The organism is Pseudomonas sp. EA_5y_Pfl2_R50, assembly GCF_963970475.1.
Taxonomy (GTDB): domain Bacteria; phylum Pseudomonadota; class Gammaproteobacteria; order Pseudomonadales; family Pseudomonadaceae; genus Aquipseudomonas.
This window is the reverse complement of sequence record NZ_CAXAPT010000006.1, coordinates 240,286-257,219: the sequence shown is the minus strand read 5'-3', so window position 1 is coordinate 257,219 and position 16,934 is coordinate 240,286. Positions and strand designations below refer to the sequence as shown.

Here is a 16,934-nt window from a genome sequence, read left to right as displayed (position 1 = left end):
GTAGCGAAATCAACCGGGCAGCGCGCTCCAGTCGAAGGGCTCGGTGAAACGCTTGGCGTCTTCGGCCATCAACGGCCGCGCGACAAGGAAGCCCTGAACATATTCGCAACCATTGGCTTGCAGCCACTGATATTGCTCGATGGTTTCCACACCCTCGGCGATCACCAGCAGCCCGTATTGCTTGCTCAGGTCGATCACCGTGCGTACCAGCGAGGCGTCACGCGTGGAGTCCGGCAATCGGGCGATCAGGTGTCGATCCAGTTTCAGCGTATCCAGTTCCAGATCACGCAGATGTGCCAGCGAGCAGGGTCCCGAGCCGAAGTCATCAAGCGCCACCCGCACGCCGAGATTGCGCAACAAGCGTATCTGCTTGCGGGTTTCGTCGGGATTTTGCATCAACGCTTCTTCAGTGACTTCCACCTCAAGTTGCCGAGGCTGCAGGTCATGCCGCTCCATCACCTGACGCAACTCGGTCACCAGATTCGGCAGGCTGAACTGGGTGTTGCTCAGACTCACGCCGAGCACCAGGTCCTCGGCAAACAGCGTTTCCCAGGCTTTGCGCTGGCCGGCGCCGCGATGGTAAATCCAGCTGCCGAGACGACTGATCAGCCGTGCCTCTTCCAGCAACGGCAGGAACAACCCCGGCGGCACATCGCCGACGCTCGGGTGCTGCCAGCGCAGCAGCGCCTCGAAGCCACGAATCTGCCCGCTTTCGATGGCGACCTGAGGCTGATAGACCAGGTTGAAATCACGGTTCTCGATAGCGTTGCGCACACTTTCTTCGAGCATCAACCGGGAACGTGCGCGCCCGTTCATCTCGTGATCGTAGAAACGATACTGCTGACGCCCGGCACGCTTGGCTTCGTACATGGCGATATCCGACGCGCGTAGCAAACCATCAAGACTCGATCCGCAATCAGGATAAGTGGCGATGCCAATACTGGCGCCGAGGGCTATGTCCAGGCCTTCGATTTGCTGACAGATCGACACCCGCTCGATGAGTTTTTCCGAGATTTTCGCTGCCTGCTCAGGGAACTCCAGATCGAGCAGCGCGGTGAATTCATCCCCCCCCATGCGCGCGAGAATGTCGAAGGGGCGCAGGCACGCCTTCAATTGCTCCGAAACCCAGCGCAGCACGCGGTCACCCGCGTCGTGACCGAGGGAGTCGTTGACCCGCTTGAAGCCATCGAGATCGAGGTACAGCAGCACCCAACTGCTGTCGCTGCGCTCGCCTCGCAGCAGCAGGTTTTCCACGGTCTGGTAGAACCCCCGGCGGTTGAGCAGCCCGGTCAACGGGTCGGTGACAGCCTGGAACTCCAGTTGCTGGTGCAGGTGACGCACCACCGACATATCCAGCACCGTCACCACCATCGCATGCTGTTCGGCAGGCAACGGCGCGCAGGAGAGCGCCACTGGAACTTGCTGACCGGGTGCGGTGCGCAGCAGAGCGTCGTGCAGACGCAACGTCTCGCCACGCTTGTAGCAGGTATAAATCTCGGAACCCTCCCACGCCGGAATGTGCGGTTTCTGCAGGTAATCGAGGAATTCCCGACCCTCCAGTTCCTTCACCGGCGCATTCAGCAGTCGCGAAATCGCTGGATTGGCAAAACGGATAACGCCGTCTTCGCCCAATACCAGAATTCCTTCGGCAGCGTTATCCAGCACCGAGGCATTGAAGGCGCGCGCCAGTTCCAGATCATGGGTCAGACGCTGCAAGGCCCGGCGATTGCGCTGGTGTTCGAGCAACGCCTGCACCTTGGGCTTGAGGATCTGTGGATCGAACGGTTTGAACAGGTAATCCACCGCGCCACTGGCATAGCCCTTAATCACGGCGTCTTGGGATTGCTCGTTGGCGGTCAGGAAAATAATCGGTGTCAGCCGCGTGCGCTGGCTGCCACGCATCAGCCGCGCTACCTCGAAGCCGTCCATACCCGGCATCTGCACATCCAGCAGCACCAGGTCGACATCGTGCTCAAGCAAAAGGTTTAGCGCCTCGAAGCCTGAGGCGGCAGTCATCACGTGCCAGTCCTGACGCTGCAGCAACGCGCGCATGCTGATCAGGTTTTCAGGGTAATCGTCAACGATCAAAAGGACAGAGTTGCCTTCAACTGGCTGGGTTTGCGCGCATTCCATGCTGCTTCTCTTGTCGGGACTTCAAGTCGGTTTTGGGTAAAAACCGCACACATACTGAGCGCTCACTCTAGTCCGGGATCGCTAAAAGCAATAGCTGTCATCAGGCCATCATTTAACCAAAGCTTCGTTTAGCCGACTAACGGTCGCGCCGCAGGCCCACTAAAACCGGGAAAGATGGCATTTAGACAGGATGTTGACGTCAATCATCTGCCGAACGGGCGTTAACAAAAAATCCCTCTACGCTTATAAAGGCGCCCCGAAAAGGCGCGGGCTAGAGCTTCTGGCACCCGCGTTCAGGATGAACAGAGTGGAAGAACCGACATGATCGATCTCGCAACCTGGAACCTCAGCGTTCCCGTCGGCAGTCCGCCGTACACCGTCGAAACCTCAAAACTGGTGAAGGGCTTCAAGGATCAGTACTTCCATTCCGACACCGGTACCTTGTTTTTCTGGTCACCGGTTACCGGTTCAAAAACCGAAAACGCCATCTACCCCCGCACCGAACTGCGCGAAACCTTCAGCAACGGCACTCTGCGCAACTGGTATTACCCGGACGCCGACAACCTGCTGCGCGCCACCCTCTCGGTCAACAAAGTGCCCAGCTCTGGAAAGATCGTCATCGGCCAGATACATGCCTATGAAAGCCAGAAACCGATGCTCAAACTCGAATACCAATACAAGACCAAGACCGAGACCGGCAACCTGGTGATCAAGGTGCGCATGCGCCCGGATGACGAAGAAGGGCGCGTCATCACCCTCGCCACCGGCATCAAGCTTGATCGCGAATTCAACTACCTCATTCACCTGAGTCCTGGCGGCGCGCTGGGTGTGAGTGCGGCGGGTTACCAGTGGGATTCACAGATCAGCGCGACATGGCGCAACAAGCCGCTGTATTTCAAGGCTGGGGTTTATGTGCAGGACAACACCGGGTACACCAGTGAAGGTGGCCAAGTGACCTTCTCCAAACTCGACATCGATCACGATAAATAGCCCAATCCCCACTGCAGGATCTGCCGAAGGCTGCGATCTTTTGATCTTGTTTTTGATTCTAAAAAGACAAAATCAAAAGATCGCAGCCTTCGGCAGCTCCTACCTTTAAACAGTGCTGTTTAGATCTGTCGGCGGTTACTTCCGGATGCCTACAACAGCTTGCGTCGTTGCCTACCACTACGCCAGAATCCGCCGGCTTGTGCGCCTGGCGGGCCATCGGTAACTTGATTCGCGTCACTGATTTCCAGTGATCGGGTTTAGTAGCCCGAGGTTTCAAGCGTTGTGCACAAGCATCTGTCAGTCAGGTATTCCCATACCTGCGCTTGATGGTAGCTGTGCGCAGGGCACCTTCGGGTGCGCCGGCTTGCTCGAAACCCCGGTCTACTAACCTGCGTACAGTTGCCTCCACTTTGATTTAGTAGCCAAAGCGGGGGCACTCCAATCAGGTTTCGAGCAATGACAAAATCAACGCCTCACCCGCCAGAAACAGATCCCGCATCCCCCTACGAATCCCTCGATTCAAAAAAACTCAACGACGCCGCCGAACGCGCCCTTGACCATTACCTCAAACCGTCCGCCTTCATCATGGCCAGCACGCATAAACCCGAGCCCATGTACCTCGCCAACCCGAAGTACAACACCGAATCCCTGCTGGCCAACGCCAGCGAAACCCTGGGTTCAGCCAGCGAAATGCTCAACAACTTCGCCGCCATGCTCGACACCTCACACCGCAAGACTGCCCTGGGCATTGCGCAAGTGGTCATGCTCGGTGAATTGGCGGTGAATCAGGCACTGGATCACGTTGAACTGAAGGAATAATCGTCCACAAAAAACCCGCCTCGCGGCGGGTTCCTGAATAGCAATAAGCGCTAAAGCGTAGCTAACCGTTGCTATCTCCCAATACAGGCTTAAGCTTCAACCCCGACCCAACCGAATCATTCAAGGCAACTGTACGCCCGGCATCCCATTCGCGTTGCATCCCCACAAACAATTCAGCATCCACTCGGAACCGATGGGCAGCCAGTGCCTGGCCCATTGCTTCAGCTATCCGGTCGATGATCAATGCCGGCCTATCCACCGCGCAGTGTTTGCGACCGAACTCGATCAGTTGCTGGCGATCCGGGTAGTCTTTGGTTTTATTCATTTTGATTGCTAGGGTACGGTCAACCAGTGAACGCCCTGACTTCGGGTTGTAGTTTTCATAGACCGTGGTGGTCGTAACATCGTAAATCGGGGCCAACTGCACGGTTTCTGGAGCCGCGGGCTGCGTGTATATCACGCCGAAGTTCTTCAAATGTGCATCGCCATTGCGCACCATCACCGAAAGGCAGACAGAGGAAAAGTATCGCTCCAGCTCGCGTATCGGATCGGCATGGCGACATACCTGGCGGATGACCGCCGCGAGGGTTTCATAGCTCTGCGAGTACTTGTAATTGTCGTGAGGATCTTTGTTAAGACCCAACAGTACCGCCATGTCTTCGAAGCCGAGCCGGCCAGACGACGTCAGGTCAAACCGCTCCATGACAAATAGCTCACCGCTCTCGGAAAGCCAGAACGGTGGCGTTTCCAATCCTGCCAGCCTCGCCGCCTCCAGACACAGAAACTCGTTCTGGGCCAAGTGCTCATACTCCTCGGCTCCTGATTTGACGATAAGATCGGAGCTGAGCATTGTTTTTCGGCTACCGGTGAGTTTGTCCAGGTCAGGCACCAGTACCTTGGGCTGCACTCCGGAAATACCCGACTCGAAGTAGGTTTCAACCAGAAAGTTGAAAACACCCTGAGAGGCGTCGGCAGACAGAATGTCTTGCAGACCGACCTGCGCGCGCACAGCGGTAGAGGGCTCAGTCGGATTTTCATAAGTAAGGCGCCCAATCTGATTACCGCCAATGACCGATAGCAGGCGCATTTCATCGACCTGCATATGCTTGGCCATCCGGCGCTTGATCTGATCGGCCAGAAAACCTTCGGGCACATTCATATCGAAGATCGGGTGCAGCACATTGCTCACCGAGGGTGTCGGGTCATAAGGCATGACCAATGAGACTTCCCTGGACGCTTCTGCCGTCTGGTAGGAAAACGAGAACTGCGAACCTTTGGATAGCTCGCCCGCGCAGCCTTGCGGCGTCATGACGTTGAGTCGTTTGACCTTATTCATCATGCTCTACCAGATCGGCGAGCGACTTGAGATCGATTCGGTTGTCGACGATTTCAAGCGCCATGCCCAACGCGGCAATCACCCGGAACACGGTATAAAAAGCGACGTTTTCACCGGCCTCAAGATCGATGATGGTCTTGCGACTGCATTTGGCCTTATGCGCCAGCATTAGCTGACTGTAGCCCTTGGCTTTTCGCAGCTGACGAATGCGTTCGGCAAAAATCGCAGGATTGTTCAGGATCAAAATGTCACCTATATCGGACTTCAAGCTGATAAAAATCATTAAAGTTCACTATAGGTGACATTTCAAGTGCGGATTTTCAAGTATCACTACCAAACATTTCACCCACAAAAAACCCGCCTCACGGCGGGTTTCTTTTAAAGCAGTTTAACGCTCAGGCTTAGTTAACCTTAGCGTTCAACTCACCCTTCAGATAACGCTGATACATCGCTTCCAGCGAGATCGGTTTGATCTTCGAAGCGTTACCCGCCGTACCGAAAGCCTCGTAACGCGCGATGCACACGTCACGCATTGCAGTCACAGTGGCGCCGAAGAATTTACGCGGGTCGAATTCGCTCGGATTGGTGGCCATCAGGCGACGCATGGCGCCGGTGGATGCCAGGCGCAGGTCGGTGTCGATGTTGACCTTGCGCACGCCGTGCTTGATGCCTTCGACGATTTCTTCAACCGGTACGCCGTAGGTTTCTTTGATGTCGCCGCCGTACTGGTTGATGATCGCCAGCCACTCTTGCGGCACCGACGAGGAACCGTGCATCACCAAGTGGGTGTTCGGGATGCGTTTGTGGATTTCCTTGATGCGGTCGATTGCCAGCACGTCACCGGTAGGTGGCTTGGTGAACTTGTAGGCGCCGTGGCTGGTGCCGATGGCGATGGCCAGGGCATCGACCTGAGTGCGCTTGACGAAGTCAGCGGCTTCTTCAGGGTCGGTCAGCATTTGGCTGTGATCCAGAACACCTTCGGCGCCGATGCCGTCTTCTTCACCGGCCATGCCGGTTTCCAGCGAACCCAGGCAGCCCAGCTCGCCTTCAACCGAAACGCCGCAGGCGTGCGCCATGGCCACGGTTTGTTGGGTAACGCGCACGTTGTAGTCGTAGTCGGTCGGGGTCTTGCCGTCTTCGCCCAGCGAGCCGTCCATCATGACCGAGCTGAAGCCCAGCTGGATCGAGCGCTGGCAGACGTCAGGGCTGGTGCCGTGGTCCTGGTGCATGCACACCGGGATGTGCGGGAATTCTTCAATCGCGGCCAGGATCAGGTGACGCAGGAAAGGCGCGCCGGCGTATTTGCGAGCGCCGGCCGAAGCCTGAACGATCACCGGGGAGTCAGTCTTGTCAGCGGCTTCCATGATGGCGCGCATCTGCTCAAGGTTGTTGACGTTGAAGGCTGGAACGCCGTAGCCGAATTCGGCTGCGTGGTCCAGCATCTGGCGCATGCTGATAAGTGCCATTGTGTGTCTCTCTCCCGGTTGAGGGTCGTTAATCGTGCCAGCCTGCCGGAGCGGCGGCGGCTATTCAAGTGATTGCAGATCGGGGGTTGAGCCCCGGTCTGGTGATTCGATAAAGCAAAATCCTGAGAGCTACACAGAACCCCTGTGGGAGCGAGCTTGCTCGCGAATGCGGCTTGGCATTCAACATTGATGCAAGCTGATCCACCGCTTTCGCGAGCAAGCTCGCTCCCACAGTTGGATCGGTTTCCACATTGGATCTGTGTTGTGTCAATTACTCGGCCTTGCAGCCGCGGCCGATCAGGTCATTGGTGGCGACCCAGTACACCAGGCCTTCCTCTCCCTTGACGTGAAACGCCAGCATGCCGTCGCTGTACAGCGTGCCCGAGGCGCCCGGCTCTTCTTTCAGGCGATAGACCTGATCACCACCACCCAGTCGAACATCGACTTCCTTCTGGCCGGCATCGGCGTAACGCCACAGCACTTTGGCCTGGCTGTCGCAGGTCCAGGTCGTCCAGTCATCCGCCGGAACGGGCGACTGAAACAGGTTCAACTGCGCGCAACCGCCCAACAATGCCAACGCCGCAATGGCGATCAAGCCTTTCATCCGTGTTCCTCGACTGACGGTGCACCCCGCCAGCCCTGAGTTAAAGAGTCAGACCCGTCAAGGACAACCATGTTCCTTGGCCGGGGTTTGCGTCTCGTATTTCTCCAGGCCGTCCGGCCCCGAGCGCTTGTTCAGCACCGGGTTGGTTTCGGCCTGCCAGTCGGCCTGATAGCAGCCCTTCTGCGACTCGCTCGGCGCCGGCGTGGCTTCAGCCTTCGGGTTACTCCCGCAGGCGGCCAGCGTACCGGTCAGCAACAACAGCGCTAACGACTTGACCATGTAAACACTCCTTGCCTGGCCAAACGGGGCGGCCTCAGGCCTTGGCCCGGCTTTCCAGGACTTCTACGGCTGGCAGCACTTTGCCCTCGACGAATTCGAGGAACGCGCCACCACCGGTGGAAATGTAGGAGATTTGCTCAGCCACGCCATATTTATCAATGGCGGCCAAGGTGTCGCCACCACCAGCAATGGAGAACGCCGAGCTTTCAGCGATGGCCTGAGCCAGCACTTTGGTGCCGTTGCCGAACTGATCGAACTCGAACACGCCGACCGGGCCGTTCCACAGAATGGTTTTCGACGATTTCAGCAGTTCGGCGAAATTGGCTGCGGTTTGTGGGCCGATGTCCAGAATCATGTCGTCAGCCGCGACGTCAGCGATCAGCTTGACGGTGGCTTCGGCGGTTTCGGCGAATTCCTTGGCAACCACTACGTCCACCGGCAGCGGCACGCTGACTTTGGCAGCGATGGCGCGTGCGGTGTCGAGCAGATCCGGTTCGTACAGGGATTTGCCAACCGGGTGACCGGCAGCCGCGAGGAAGGTGTTGGCGATGCCGCCGCCGACGATCAGTTGATCGCAGATCTGGCTCAGGCTGTTCAGCACGTCGAGTTTGGTCGAGACCTTGGAGCCAGCCACGATGGCCGCCATTGGCTTGGCCGGTGCGCCGAGGGCCTTGCCCAGTGCGTCCAGTTCAGCGGCGAGCAGCGGGCCAGCAGCTGCAACCTTGGCGAATTTGGCCACGCCGTGAGTCGAGCCTTCGGCGCGGTGCGCGGTGCCGAACGCGTCCATCACGAACACGTCGCACAGGGCGGCGTATTGCTGGGCCAGGTCGTCGGCGTTCTTTTTCTCGCCCTTGTTGAAGCGCACGTTTTCGAACAGCACGATGTCGCCGGCCTTGACGTCAACGCCACCCAGGTAGTCGGCCACCAGCGGCACTTCGCGGCCCAGAGCCTTGCTCAGGTAGTCAGCAACAGGCTTGAGGCTGTTTTCGGCAGAGAACTCGCCTTCGGTCGGACGGCCAAGGTGCGAGCAGACCATCACCGCCGCACCTTTTTCCAGGGCCAGCTTGATGGTCGGCAGCGAAGCCAGGATACGCGCATCGCTGGTGACAACACCGTCCTTGACTGGGACGTTGAGGTCTTCGCGGATCAATACGCGCTTACCTTGCAGATCGAGGTCGGACATCTTCAACACGGTCATGGGTCGCACTTCCTACGGTTTTTTTGAAGTTGCTGTTTGCAGATAGTGTTCTGCAACGTCCAGCATTCGGTTGGCAAAACCCCATTCGTTGTCGAACCAGGCCAGGATGTTCACCAGCTTGGGGCCGGAAACACGGGTCTGACTGGCATCGACGATGGCCGAATGTGGGTCATGGTTGAAATCACAGCTGGCGTGGGGAAGCTCGGTGTAAGCCAGCAGGCCTTTGAGCGGGCCATGGGTGGCGGCCTCGCGCAGTATCCGGTTGACCTCATTGGCATCGGTCGCGGTGGCAGTCTGCATCGTGATGTCGAGGCAGGACACGTTGACCGTCGGCACGCGCACGGCTTTGGCCTGAATTCGCCCGGCAAGTTCCGGCAGCAGGCGCTCGATACCGCGCGCCAGCCCTGTGGACACCGGGATCACCGACTGAAACGCGGAGCGCGTGCGGCGCAGGTCTTCGTGGTGATAGGCGTCGATCACCGGCTGATCGTTCATCGCCGAGTGGATCGTGGTGATCGATACGTAATCCAGGCCGATCGCCTTGTCGAGCAGGCGCAACAGTGGCACGCCGCAGTTGGTCGTGCAGGAGGCGTTGGATACCAGCAGTTCGTCGCCGGTCAGGCAATCCTGATTGACCCCATACACGATGGTGGCGTCGACATCCGCCTCGCTGGCCATCGGCTGCGAGAACAACACGCGTGGCGCACCGGCAGCGAGAAAGCGCTGGCCGTCTTCACGGGTGTTATAGGCACCGGAACATTCCAGCACCAGATCGACGCCCAGCGACGCCCAATCGATGCCTTCGGGGGTGGCACTGCGCAGGACCTTCACGCAGTCGCCATTAATATGCAGACAGTCGCCTTCCACTCGCACTTCGCCCGGAAAGCGACCGTGGGTGGAGTCGAAGCGTGTCAGGTATTCGATGCTGGCCATGTCAGCCAGATCGTTGATCGCGACAATTTCAAACCCGGCTTTCTCGCCTCGCTCAAACAACGCACGCAAGACGCAACGACCAATGCGGCCGTAGCCGTTGAGTGCAACTTTGTAGAGACGCGGTTGAGGCATGGGGTTCTCGATTACCGTGGTGAATCAGTCAGTGCGATGGCGCCCGGACTATCGCTTTCGCGAGCAAGCCCGCTCCCACACTGGAATGCATTTCCCTGTGGGAGCGGGCTTGCCCGCGAAGGCGTCAGCTCAGGCGAAACCTGATCTGGATCAGTCTTCCAGCAGCTCTTCAGCCTGACCCAGGATGTTTTCCAGGGTGAAACCGAATTCTTCGAACAGTGCCGAAGCCGGAGCCGATTCGCCGTAAGTGGTCATGCCAATCACGCGACCTTCCAGACCCACGTACTTGAACCAGAAGTCGGCGTGGGCCGCTTCGATGGCGATACGTGCGCTGACCTGCAACGGCAGAACCGATTGCTTGTAGCCAGCGTCCTGAGCGTCGAACGCGCTGGTGCACGGCATGGAAACCACGCGCACCTTGCGGCCCTGCCCGGTCAGTTTGTCGTAGGCCTGAACGGCCAGACCGACTTCCGAACCGGTAGCGATCAGGATCAGCTCAGGCTCGCCTGCGCAGTCCTTGAGCACGTAGCCACCACGGCTGATGTCGGCAATCTGGCCGGCATCGCGTTCCTGGTGCTGAAGGTTCTGGCGGGAGAAGATCAGCGCCGACGGGCCATCTTTACGCTCCAGAGCGTTTTTCCACGCCACTGCCGACTCAACGGCATCGGCTGGACGCCAGGTGTCGAGGTTCGGTGTGCTGCGCAGGCTGGTCAGTTGCTCGATGGGCTGGTGCGTCGGGCCGTCTTCGCCCAGACCGATGGAGTCGTGGGTGTAGACGTGGATCACGCGCTTCTTCATCAGCGCCGACATACGCACCGCGTTGCGTGCGTACTCCATGAACATCAGGAAGGTCGCGCCGTAAGGCACCAGACCGCCGTGCAGGGCCACGCCGTTCATGATCGCGGTCATGCCGAATTCGCGCACGCCGTAATACATGTAGTTGCCGCTGGCGTCTTCTGCGGTGACACCTTTGCAACCTTTCCACAGGGTCAGGTTGGAACCGGCCAGGTCAGCGGAACCGCCGAGCACTTCCGGCAGCAGCGGGCCGAACGCATTCAGGGCGTTCTGGCTGGCTTTACGGCTGGCGATGGTTTCGCCTTTGGCCGCGACTTCAGCGATGTAGGCCGAGGCTTTTTCGGAGAAGTCAGCCGGCAGTTCGCCGCTCAGACGACGGACCAGCTCGTTGGCTTCGGTCGGGAACGCAGCGGAGTAGGCCGCGAAACGCTGATCCCACTCGGCTTCGGCCGCGCGACCTTTTTCCTTGGCATCCCACTCGGCGTAGATGTCGGCCGGGATTTCGAACGGGCCGTGGTTCCAGTTCAGCGCCTGACGGGTCAGGGCGATTTCCGCGTCACCCAGTGGGGCGCCGTGGCAGTCTTCTTTGCCCTGCTTGTTCGGCGAACCGAAACCAATGGTGGTCTTGCAGCAGATCAGGGTCGGCAGCGGGCTCTTGCGCGCGGTTTCGATGGCGGTCTTGATCTCTTCCGGGTCGTGACCGTCAACGTTGCGGATCACTTGCCAGTTGTAGGATTCAAAACGCTTCGGGGTGTCATCGGTGAACCAGCCTTCGACCTCGCCGTCGATGGAGATGCCGTTGTCATCATAGAAAGCGATCAGCTTGCCCAGACCCAGCGTACCGGCCAGGGAAGCGACTTCGTGGGAAATGCCTTCCATCATGCAGCCATCACCCAGGAATACGTAGGTATGGTGGTCGACGATGTCGTGGCCAGGGCGGTTGAACTGCGCACCCAGTACTTTTTCTGCCAGAGCGAAGCCCACTGCGTTGGCCAGGCCCTGACCCAATGGGCCGGTGGTGGTTTCAACGCCTGGGGTGTAACCGAATTCCGGGTGGCCCGGCGTGCGGCTGTGCAATTGACGGAACTGCTTGAGGTCGTCGATCGACAGGTCGTAACCGGTCAGGTGCAGCAGCGAGTAGATCAACATCGAGCCGTGGCCGTTGGACAGCACGAAGCGGTCACGGTCGGCGAACGATGGGTTGCTCGGGTTGTGCTTGAGGTAGTCGCGCCAAAGCACTTCGGCGATATCTGCCATACCCATAGGGGCACCGGGATGGCCGCTGTTGGCTTTTTGCACGGCATCCATGCTGAGGGCACGAATGGCGTTGGCACGCTCACGACGGCTAGGCATCGCTGATCTCCTGGGTTCTGGTAAGTCGAAACGGAAAAAAGGAGGGCATTTTCCCTCACCGGAGCGCCTCGGGGCAATGACAGATAGTCATCGGGCGGCGTTTTTCCAATGGATAGCGGCGCTTTCTGTTGGTGAAACCTTTCCGCTACTGGTTTGTAGAGTTGACCGTCTCGTGAGAAGTGCCATTTATCGAGCAATATCAAAACTTTTTGATATTGCTCTTGCGATGATTTGCCCCCCTCTCTAGACTGCCAGCCCTATGAACTTACGTGCGCCTTCCATTCGACATGACGATTGCGACGAGCTGGCGGCCCTGTGCAAGGCCGGCGGCGACCCGCTGCGCCTGAATGTATTGCGCGCGCTGGCCAACGACTCGTTCGGTGTATTGGAGCTGGCGCAGATTTTCGGCATTGGCCAGTCCGGCATGAGCCACCACCTCAAGGTGCTGGCCCAGGCAGATCTGGTAGCAACGCGCCGTGAAGGCAACGCGATTTTCTATCGTCGCGCCCTGCCCCACACCGAACTGCTGGGGGGCAAGCTGCACGCCGCATTGTTAGAAGAAGTCGACAATCTGGCGCTGCCTGACGACGTGCAGGCGCGCATTGAACAGGTTCACGGCCAACGTGCCGCGGCCAGCCAGGACTTTTTCGCCCGGGTCGCGGAGAAATTCCGCGCCCAGCAAGACTTGATTGCGGGCCTGCCGCAGTACCGTGACAGCGTGCTGGCCCTGCTCGACAAACTGAACTTCGAGGGTGCTGCCACGGCCATTGAAGTCGGTCCCGGCGATGGAGCTTTTCTGCCGGAACTGGCCCGCCGCTTCGGCACCGTAACCGCGCTGGACAACAGCCCGGCGATGCTCGAACTGGCCCGCCAGGTATGTGAACGTGAACAACTGGCTAACGTCAGCCTGCAATTGGCCGATGCATTGAACGGCACAAGCCTTCAGGCCGATTGCGTGGTGTTGAACATGGTGCTGCACCACTTCGCCGCGCCGGCCGACGCGCTCAAGCACTTGGCCGGCCTATTGCAAACGGGCGGCAGCTTGCTCGTGACAGAGTTATGTAGCCACAACCAGAGTTGGGCCAGGGAGGCCTGCGGTGATCTGTGGTTGGGGTTTGAACAGGACGATTTGGCCCGTTGGGCCACCGCTGCGGGACTCGTTCCCGGGGAAAGTCTCTATGTAGGCTTACGTAATGGTTTCCAGATCCAGGTTCGCCACTTTCAGCGACCGGCTGGCGACACTCACCATCGGTAAATTCAGGAAAAAATCGAGATGAGCGAATACTCCCTCTTCACCTCCGAGTCCGTGTCTGAAGGGCATCCGGACAAAATCGCCGACCAGATTTCCGATGCGGTGCTGGACGCCATTATTGCCCAGGACAAACACGCCCGCGTTGCGGTGGAAACCCTGGTCAAAACCGGTGTAGCCATCGTTGCCGGTGAAGTGACCACCAGCGCCTGGGTCGACCTGGAGCAGATCGTTCGTGATGTGATTTGCGACATCGGCTACACCAGCTCCGAAGTTGGCTTCGACGGCGCAACATGCGGCGTGATGAACATCATCGGCAAGCAGTCCCCAGACATCAACCAGGGTGTTGACCGTGCCAAGCCTGAAGATCAGGGCGCCGGCGACCAGGGCCTGATGTTCGGCTACGCCAGCAACGAAACCGAAGTGCTGATGCCAGCGCCGATCACCTTCTCGCACCAACTGGTGCAGCGCCAGGCTGACGCCCGCAAATCGGGCCTGCTGCCATGGCTGCGTCCGGACGCCAAGTCGCAGGTGACCTGCCGTTACGAAGGCGGCAAGGTTGTCGGTATCGACGCCGTTGTTCTGTCGACCCAGCACAACCCGGAAGTGTCGTACAAAGACCTGCGCGAAGGCGTGATGGAGCTGATCGTCAAGCACGTACTGCCTGCCGAACTGCTGAGCAAAGACACCCAGTTCCACATCAACCCGACCGGCCAGTTCATCATTGGCGGCCCGGTAGGTGACTGCGGTCTGACCGGGCGCAAGATCATCGTCGACAGCTACGGCGGCATGGCCCGTCACGGCGGCGGCGCGTTCTCCGGTAAAGATCCATCGAAGGTTGACCGTTCGGCTGCCTACGCTGGCCGTTACGTTGCCAAGAACATCGTCGCTGCCGGCCTGGCCGAGCGTTGCGAAATCCAGGTTTCCTACGCGATTGGTGTCGCTCAGCCGACATCGATCTCGCTGAACACCTTCGGTACCGGCAAGATCAGCGATGACAAGATCGTCAAACTGGTCCGTGAAGTGTTTGACCTGCGCCCATACGCGATCACCACAATGCTCGATCTGCTGCACCCGATGTACCAGGAAACTGCAGCCTACGGCCACTTCGGTCGCGCGCCACAGACCAAGACCGTTGGCGAAGACACCTTCACCACCTTCACCTGGGAAAAAACCGACCGCGCCGACGCCCTGCGTTCCGCTGCCGGTCTGTAAGACTTCCCCGGCGGTACAAAAAAGCCCCGCACGGTTCGCGCCGTGCGGGGCTTTTTCATGCGTGCTCAATACGCTGTGGGAGCGAGCCTGCTCGCGAAGAGGCCCGAACAGGCAACATTCCTTTGCAACCGAAACACCCGGCAAAACACCCCGCCAACCCACTTCACAATCCTCGCCTAGCCTTCAAGCATTCCCCCTGAGCAAGGACGCTCAACATGCTTGCCACGCTGCGCCTGTTTTCAATTCTTCTGCTGAGCTTCACCCACACGATCGCCTACGCCGTTTGCCCTGTCTGGTCTGCCGCCACCGCGCAAACCCGGATCACCGCCCTGCAAAACCAGATCGACCAATGGGACGACGCCTACCACCGCGAAGGCCGCTCACTGATCGCCGATGAACTCTACGATCAGTCGCGTCTGCGCTTAAGCCAATGGAGGCGCTGTTTCGATCTGCCACCCGCACCTGTGCCACTGCGCACTGCCTCAGGCTCAATCGCACACCCCATCGCCCATACCGGTCTGGATAAGTTGCACGAAGCGGCGGCCGTGGAATCGTGGCTGCGCGACCGCCGGGATGTCTGGGTACAACCCAAGATCGACGGCGTCGCCGTGACGCTGATTTATCGCGCAGGCGTTCTGCATCAGGCAATCAGTCGTGGTGACGGGATTCGGGGCCAGGACTGGACGCCATCCGCGCAGAAGATCGGCGCCATTCCTCAACGCCTGACGCAACCGCTGGACCTGCTGGTGCAAGGCGAACTTTATTGGCGCTTGAACGAACACGTGCAAGCCAAAACCGGCAGCGTCAACGCTCGCGCCATCGTCGCCGGACTGATGGGACGCAAATTCTTGAGCGCCGAGCAAGCCGACGGCATCGGACTGTTCGTTTGGGACTGGCCGCAAAGCGCGTTGGACTTGCCCAAGCGAATATCCGGATTGGCGACGCTGGGTTTCGCCACGACGGAACCCTACAGTCAACCGGTCAGCGAACTCGCCGAGGCGCAGAAGTGGCGCGATCACTGGCATCGCTCCCCTCTGCCCTTCGCCACGGATGGCGTGGTCCTGCGCCAAAGCCAGCGACCACCCGCCGAACGCTGGCAGGCTCACGCGCCGTACTGGGCCGTTGCCTGGAAATACCCGTTCGCCCAGGCATTGGCCGAAGTACGCAGGATCAACTTCAAAGTCGGTCGCACCGGGCGCATTACGCCTGTGCTGGAACTCAAACCCGTCATGCTGGACGACCGGGAGATCAAGCGGGTCAGTGCCAGCTCCTTGAAGCGTTGGCGGGCACTGGATATCCGCCCCGGCGACCAGGTTGCGATCAGCCTCGCCGGCCTGACGATCCCAAGACTGGACAGCGTGGTTCTGCGCAGCATCGAACGCTCAGATATTGATATCCCCGTCGCCAGCGATTTTCACGCCCTGAGCTGCTGGCAACCCACCCCCGGCTGCGAGAGCCAGTTTCTCGCGCGCCTGACCTGGCTCAGTGGCAAGCAAGGGCTGGCGATGCAGCATGTCGGGCGCGGCACCTGGGAGAAACTTCTCGAAACAGGCCGCCTGAACAACCTGCTGGATTGGATGACCCTCGAGGCGCCAGAGCTTGCTAACATTGCCGGCCTCGGCGAGCGCAGCAGCGCACGCCTGATGCACAGTTTTCAACGCGCTCGCCAACAACCTTTCAGCCAATGGCTGAAAGCCCTGGGTTTGCCACCGACCGGTCAGGCACAACTTGCAGACTCATGGCAGGCGCTGGCCCAACGCGATGCCGCACAATGGCAGGCACAAGCCGGTATCGGCCCGGGCCGCGCGGCGCAATTGAGCGCTTTCTTTCGCGACCCGCAGGTGCTGGCCTTGAGCGAAACGTTACATGCCGCCGGAATCGACGGTTTCTGAACATGCAATCCCGGGCCACCGGGAACCCAACGGTCGCCGAAGCGCTCCAACAGCGCAGTGCCCAACTGACCCGATTGCCTTTGCACATGGAGCTTTTATGAAATTTCTTGCACCGCTCGCCATGCTGACCCTTTGCGGCATGATGGCCGCGCCTGTGATGGCCGATGAAGATGCGCCGGGCCTCACCGGCTGCGCCGCCAAGAAGCAAGGCATCATGAACCAGATCGAGCAGGCCAAGTCCCGCGGCAATGCCGATCAGCAGGCCGGCCTGGAAACAGCCCTGCGTGAAGTCAACGACCACTGCACCGATGCCGGCCTCAAGAAAGAACGCGAAAACAAGGTGCTGGATGCCAAGCACGAAGTGAGCAAGCGCCAGGCAGACCTGGACAAAGCCATGAAGAAAGGCGATCCGGAGAAGATCAACAAGCGCAAGGACAAGCTCGCCGAATCGCGCAAGGAACTGCAGGACGCGCTGGACGAAATCGATAAATAATCGATGACGCGGTGAGTTTGTTGGCCTCTTCGCGAGCAGGCCCGCGC

Annotated in this window: 15 protein-coding genes; 6 read left to right on the top strand and 9 right to left on the bottom strand. The window is 59.3% G+C overall.

What is annotated here, in order from left to right; genetic code table 11:
- Positions 1–9 precede the first annotated feature (9 nt).
- Positions 10–2,133, bottom strand: coding sequence for a putative bifunctional diguanylate cyclase/phosphodiesterase (locus AACY19_RS12955; RefSeq protein WP_339450682.1), 2,124 nt, complete (start codon positions 2,131–2,133; stop codon positions 10–12).
- A 321-nt stretch (positions 2,134–2,454) separates the two neighbouring features.
- Between AACY19_RS12955 and AACY19_RS12950 the strand changes: the two genes are divergently transcribed.
- On the top strand, positions 2,455–3,123 hold the full coding sequence (locus tag AACY19_RS12950) for a polysaccharide lyase family 7 protein (RefSeq protein ID WP_339450680.1): 669 nt from the start codon (positions 2,455–2,457) through the stop codon (positions 3,121–3,123).
- Positions 3,124–3,579: 456 nt separating this feature from the next.
- The gene (locus AACY19_RS12945) at positions 3,580–3,942 is read left to right on the top strand and encodes a DUF6124 family protein (protein ID WP_007913768.1); all 363 of its coding nucleotides are present in this window, start codon (positions 3,580–3,582) and stop codon (positions 3,940–3,942) included.
- 61 nt (positions 3,943–4,003) lie between these two features.
- Here AACY19_RS12945 and AACY19_RS12940 read toward each other — a convergent pair whose 3' ends face one another.
- From AACY19_RS12940 to tkt, 8 genes are all read right to left on the bottom strand, one after another.
- Entirely contained in the window at positions 4,004–5,278 is a 1,275-nt protein-coding gene (locus tag AACY19_RS12940) for a type II toxin-antitoxin system HipA family toxin (protein ID WP_339450677.1), read from the bottom strand.
- Positions 5,271–5,561 carry a helix-turn-helix transcriptional regulator gene (locus tag AACY19_RS12935; protein WP_339450675.1) on the bottom strand — a complete coding sequence of 97 codons (291 nt, stop codon included), beginning with the start codon at positions 5,559–5,561 and terminating at the stop codon, positions 5,271–5,273. Before AACY19_RS12935 ends, AACY19_RS12940 begins: the two co-directional genes overlap by 8 nt.
- A gap of 118 nt (positions 5,562–5,679) precedes the next feature.
- Entirely contained in the window at positions 5,680–6,744 is a 1,065-nt protein-coding gene (gene fba / locus AACY19_RS12930) for a class II fructose-bisphosphate aldolase (protein ID WP_008081027.1), read from the bottom strand.
- Between the two features lie 271 nt (positions 6,745–7,015).
- Complete coding sequence (locus AACY19_RS12925; protein ID WP_339450672.1) at positions 7,016–7,348, bottom strand: MliC family protein; 333 nt, start codon at positions 7,346–7,348, stop codon at positions 7,016–7,018.
- 57 nt (positions 7,349–7,405) lie between these two features.
- Positions 7,406–7,627: a hypothetical protein gene (locus AACY19_RS12920; RefSeq protein WP_064119176.1), complete on the bottom strand. Its 222-nt coding sequence runs from the start codon at positions 7,625–7,627 to the stop codon at positions 7,406–7,408.
- A gap of 34 nt (positions 7,628–7,661) precedes the next feature.
- Positions 7,662–8,825, bottom strand: coding sequence for a phosphoglycerate kinase (locus AACY19_RS12915; RefSeq protein WP_083367689.1), 1,164 nt, complete (start codon positions 8,823–8,825; stop codon positions 7,662–7,664).
- Between the two features lie 12 nt (positions 8,826–8,837).
- Positions 8,838–9,890: an erythrose-4-phosphate dehydrogenase gene (gene epd, locus AACY19_RS12910; RefSeq protein WP_339450666.1), complete on the bottom strand. Its 1,053-nt coding sequence runs from the start codon at positions 9,888–9,890 to the stop codon at positions 8,838–8,840.
- Positions 9,891–10,040: 150 nt separating this feature from the next.
- The gene (tkt, locus tag AACY19_RS12905; protein ID WP_339450664.1) at positions 10,041–12,038 is read right to left on the bottom strand and encodes a transketolase; all 1,998 of its coding nucleotides are present in this window, start codon (positions 12,036–12,038) and stop codon (positions 10,041–10,043) included.
- A gap of 259 nt (positions 12,039–12,297) precedes the next feature.
- On the opposite strand from tkt, the gene AACY19_RS12900 reads away from it, so the two are divergent.
- The 4 genes from AACY19_RS12900 (at position 12,298) to AACY19_RS12885 (ending at position 16,887) form a co-directional block, all read left to right on the top strand.
- On the top strand, positions 12,298–13,293 hold the full coding sequence (locus AACY19_RS12900) for an ArsR/SmtB family transcription factor (RefSeq protein ID WP_339450662.1): 996 nt from the start codon (positions 12,298–12,300) through the stop codon (positions 13,291–13,293).
- 18 nt (positions 13,294–13,311) lie between these two features.
- A complete protein-coding gene (gene metK, locus AACY19_RS12895; protein ID WP_339450660.1) occupies positions 13,312–14,502 on the top strand; it encodes a methionine adenosyltransferase in 1,191 nt (396 codons plus the stop codon).
- 215 nt (positions 14,503–14,717) lie between these two features.
- A complete protein-coding gene (gene ligB / locus AACY19_RS12890; RefSeq protein WP_339450658.1) occupies positions 14,718–16,394 on the top strand; it encodes an NAD-dependent DNA ligase LigB in 1,677 nt (558 codons plus the stop codon).
- Positions 16,395–16,491: 97 nt separating this feature from the next.
- Positions 16,492–16,887 carry a DUF1090 domain-containing protein gene (locus AACY19_RS12885; RefSeq protein ID WP_339450656.1) on the top strand — a complete coding sequence of 132 codons (396 nt, stop codon included), beginning with the start codon at positions 16,492–16,494 and terminating at the stop codon, positions 16,885–16,887.
- The last annotated feature ends 47 nt before the right edge of the window (positions 16,888–16,934 follow it).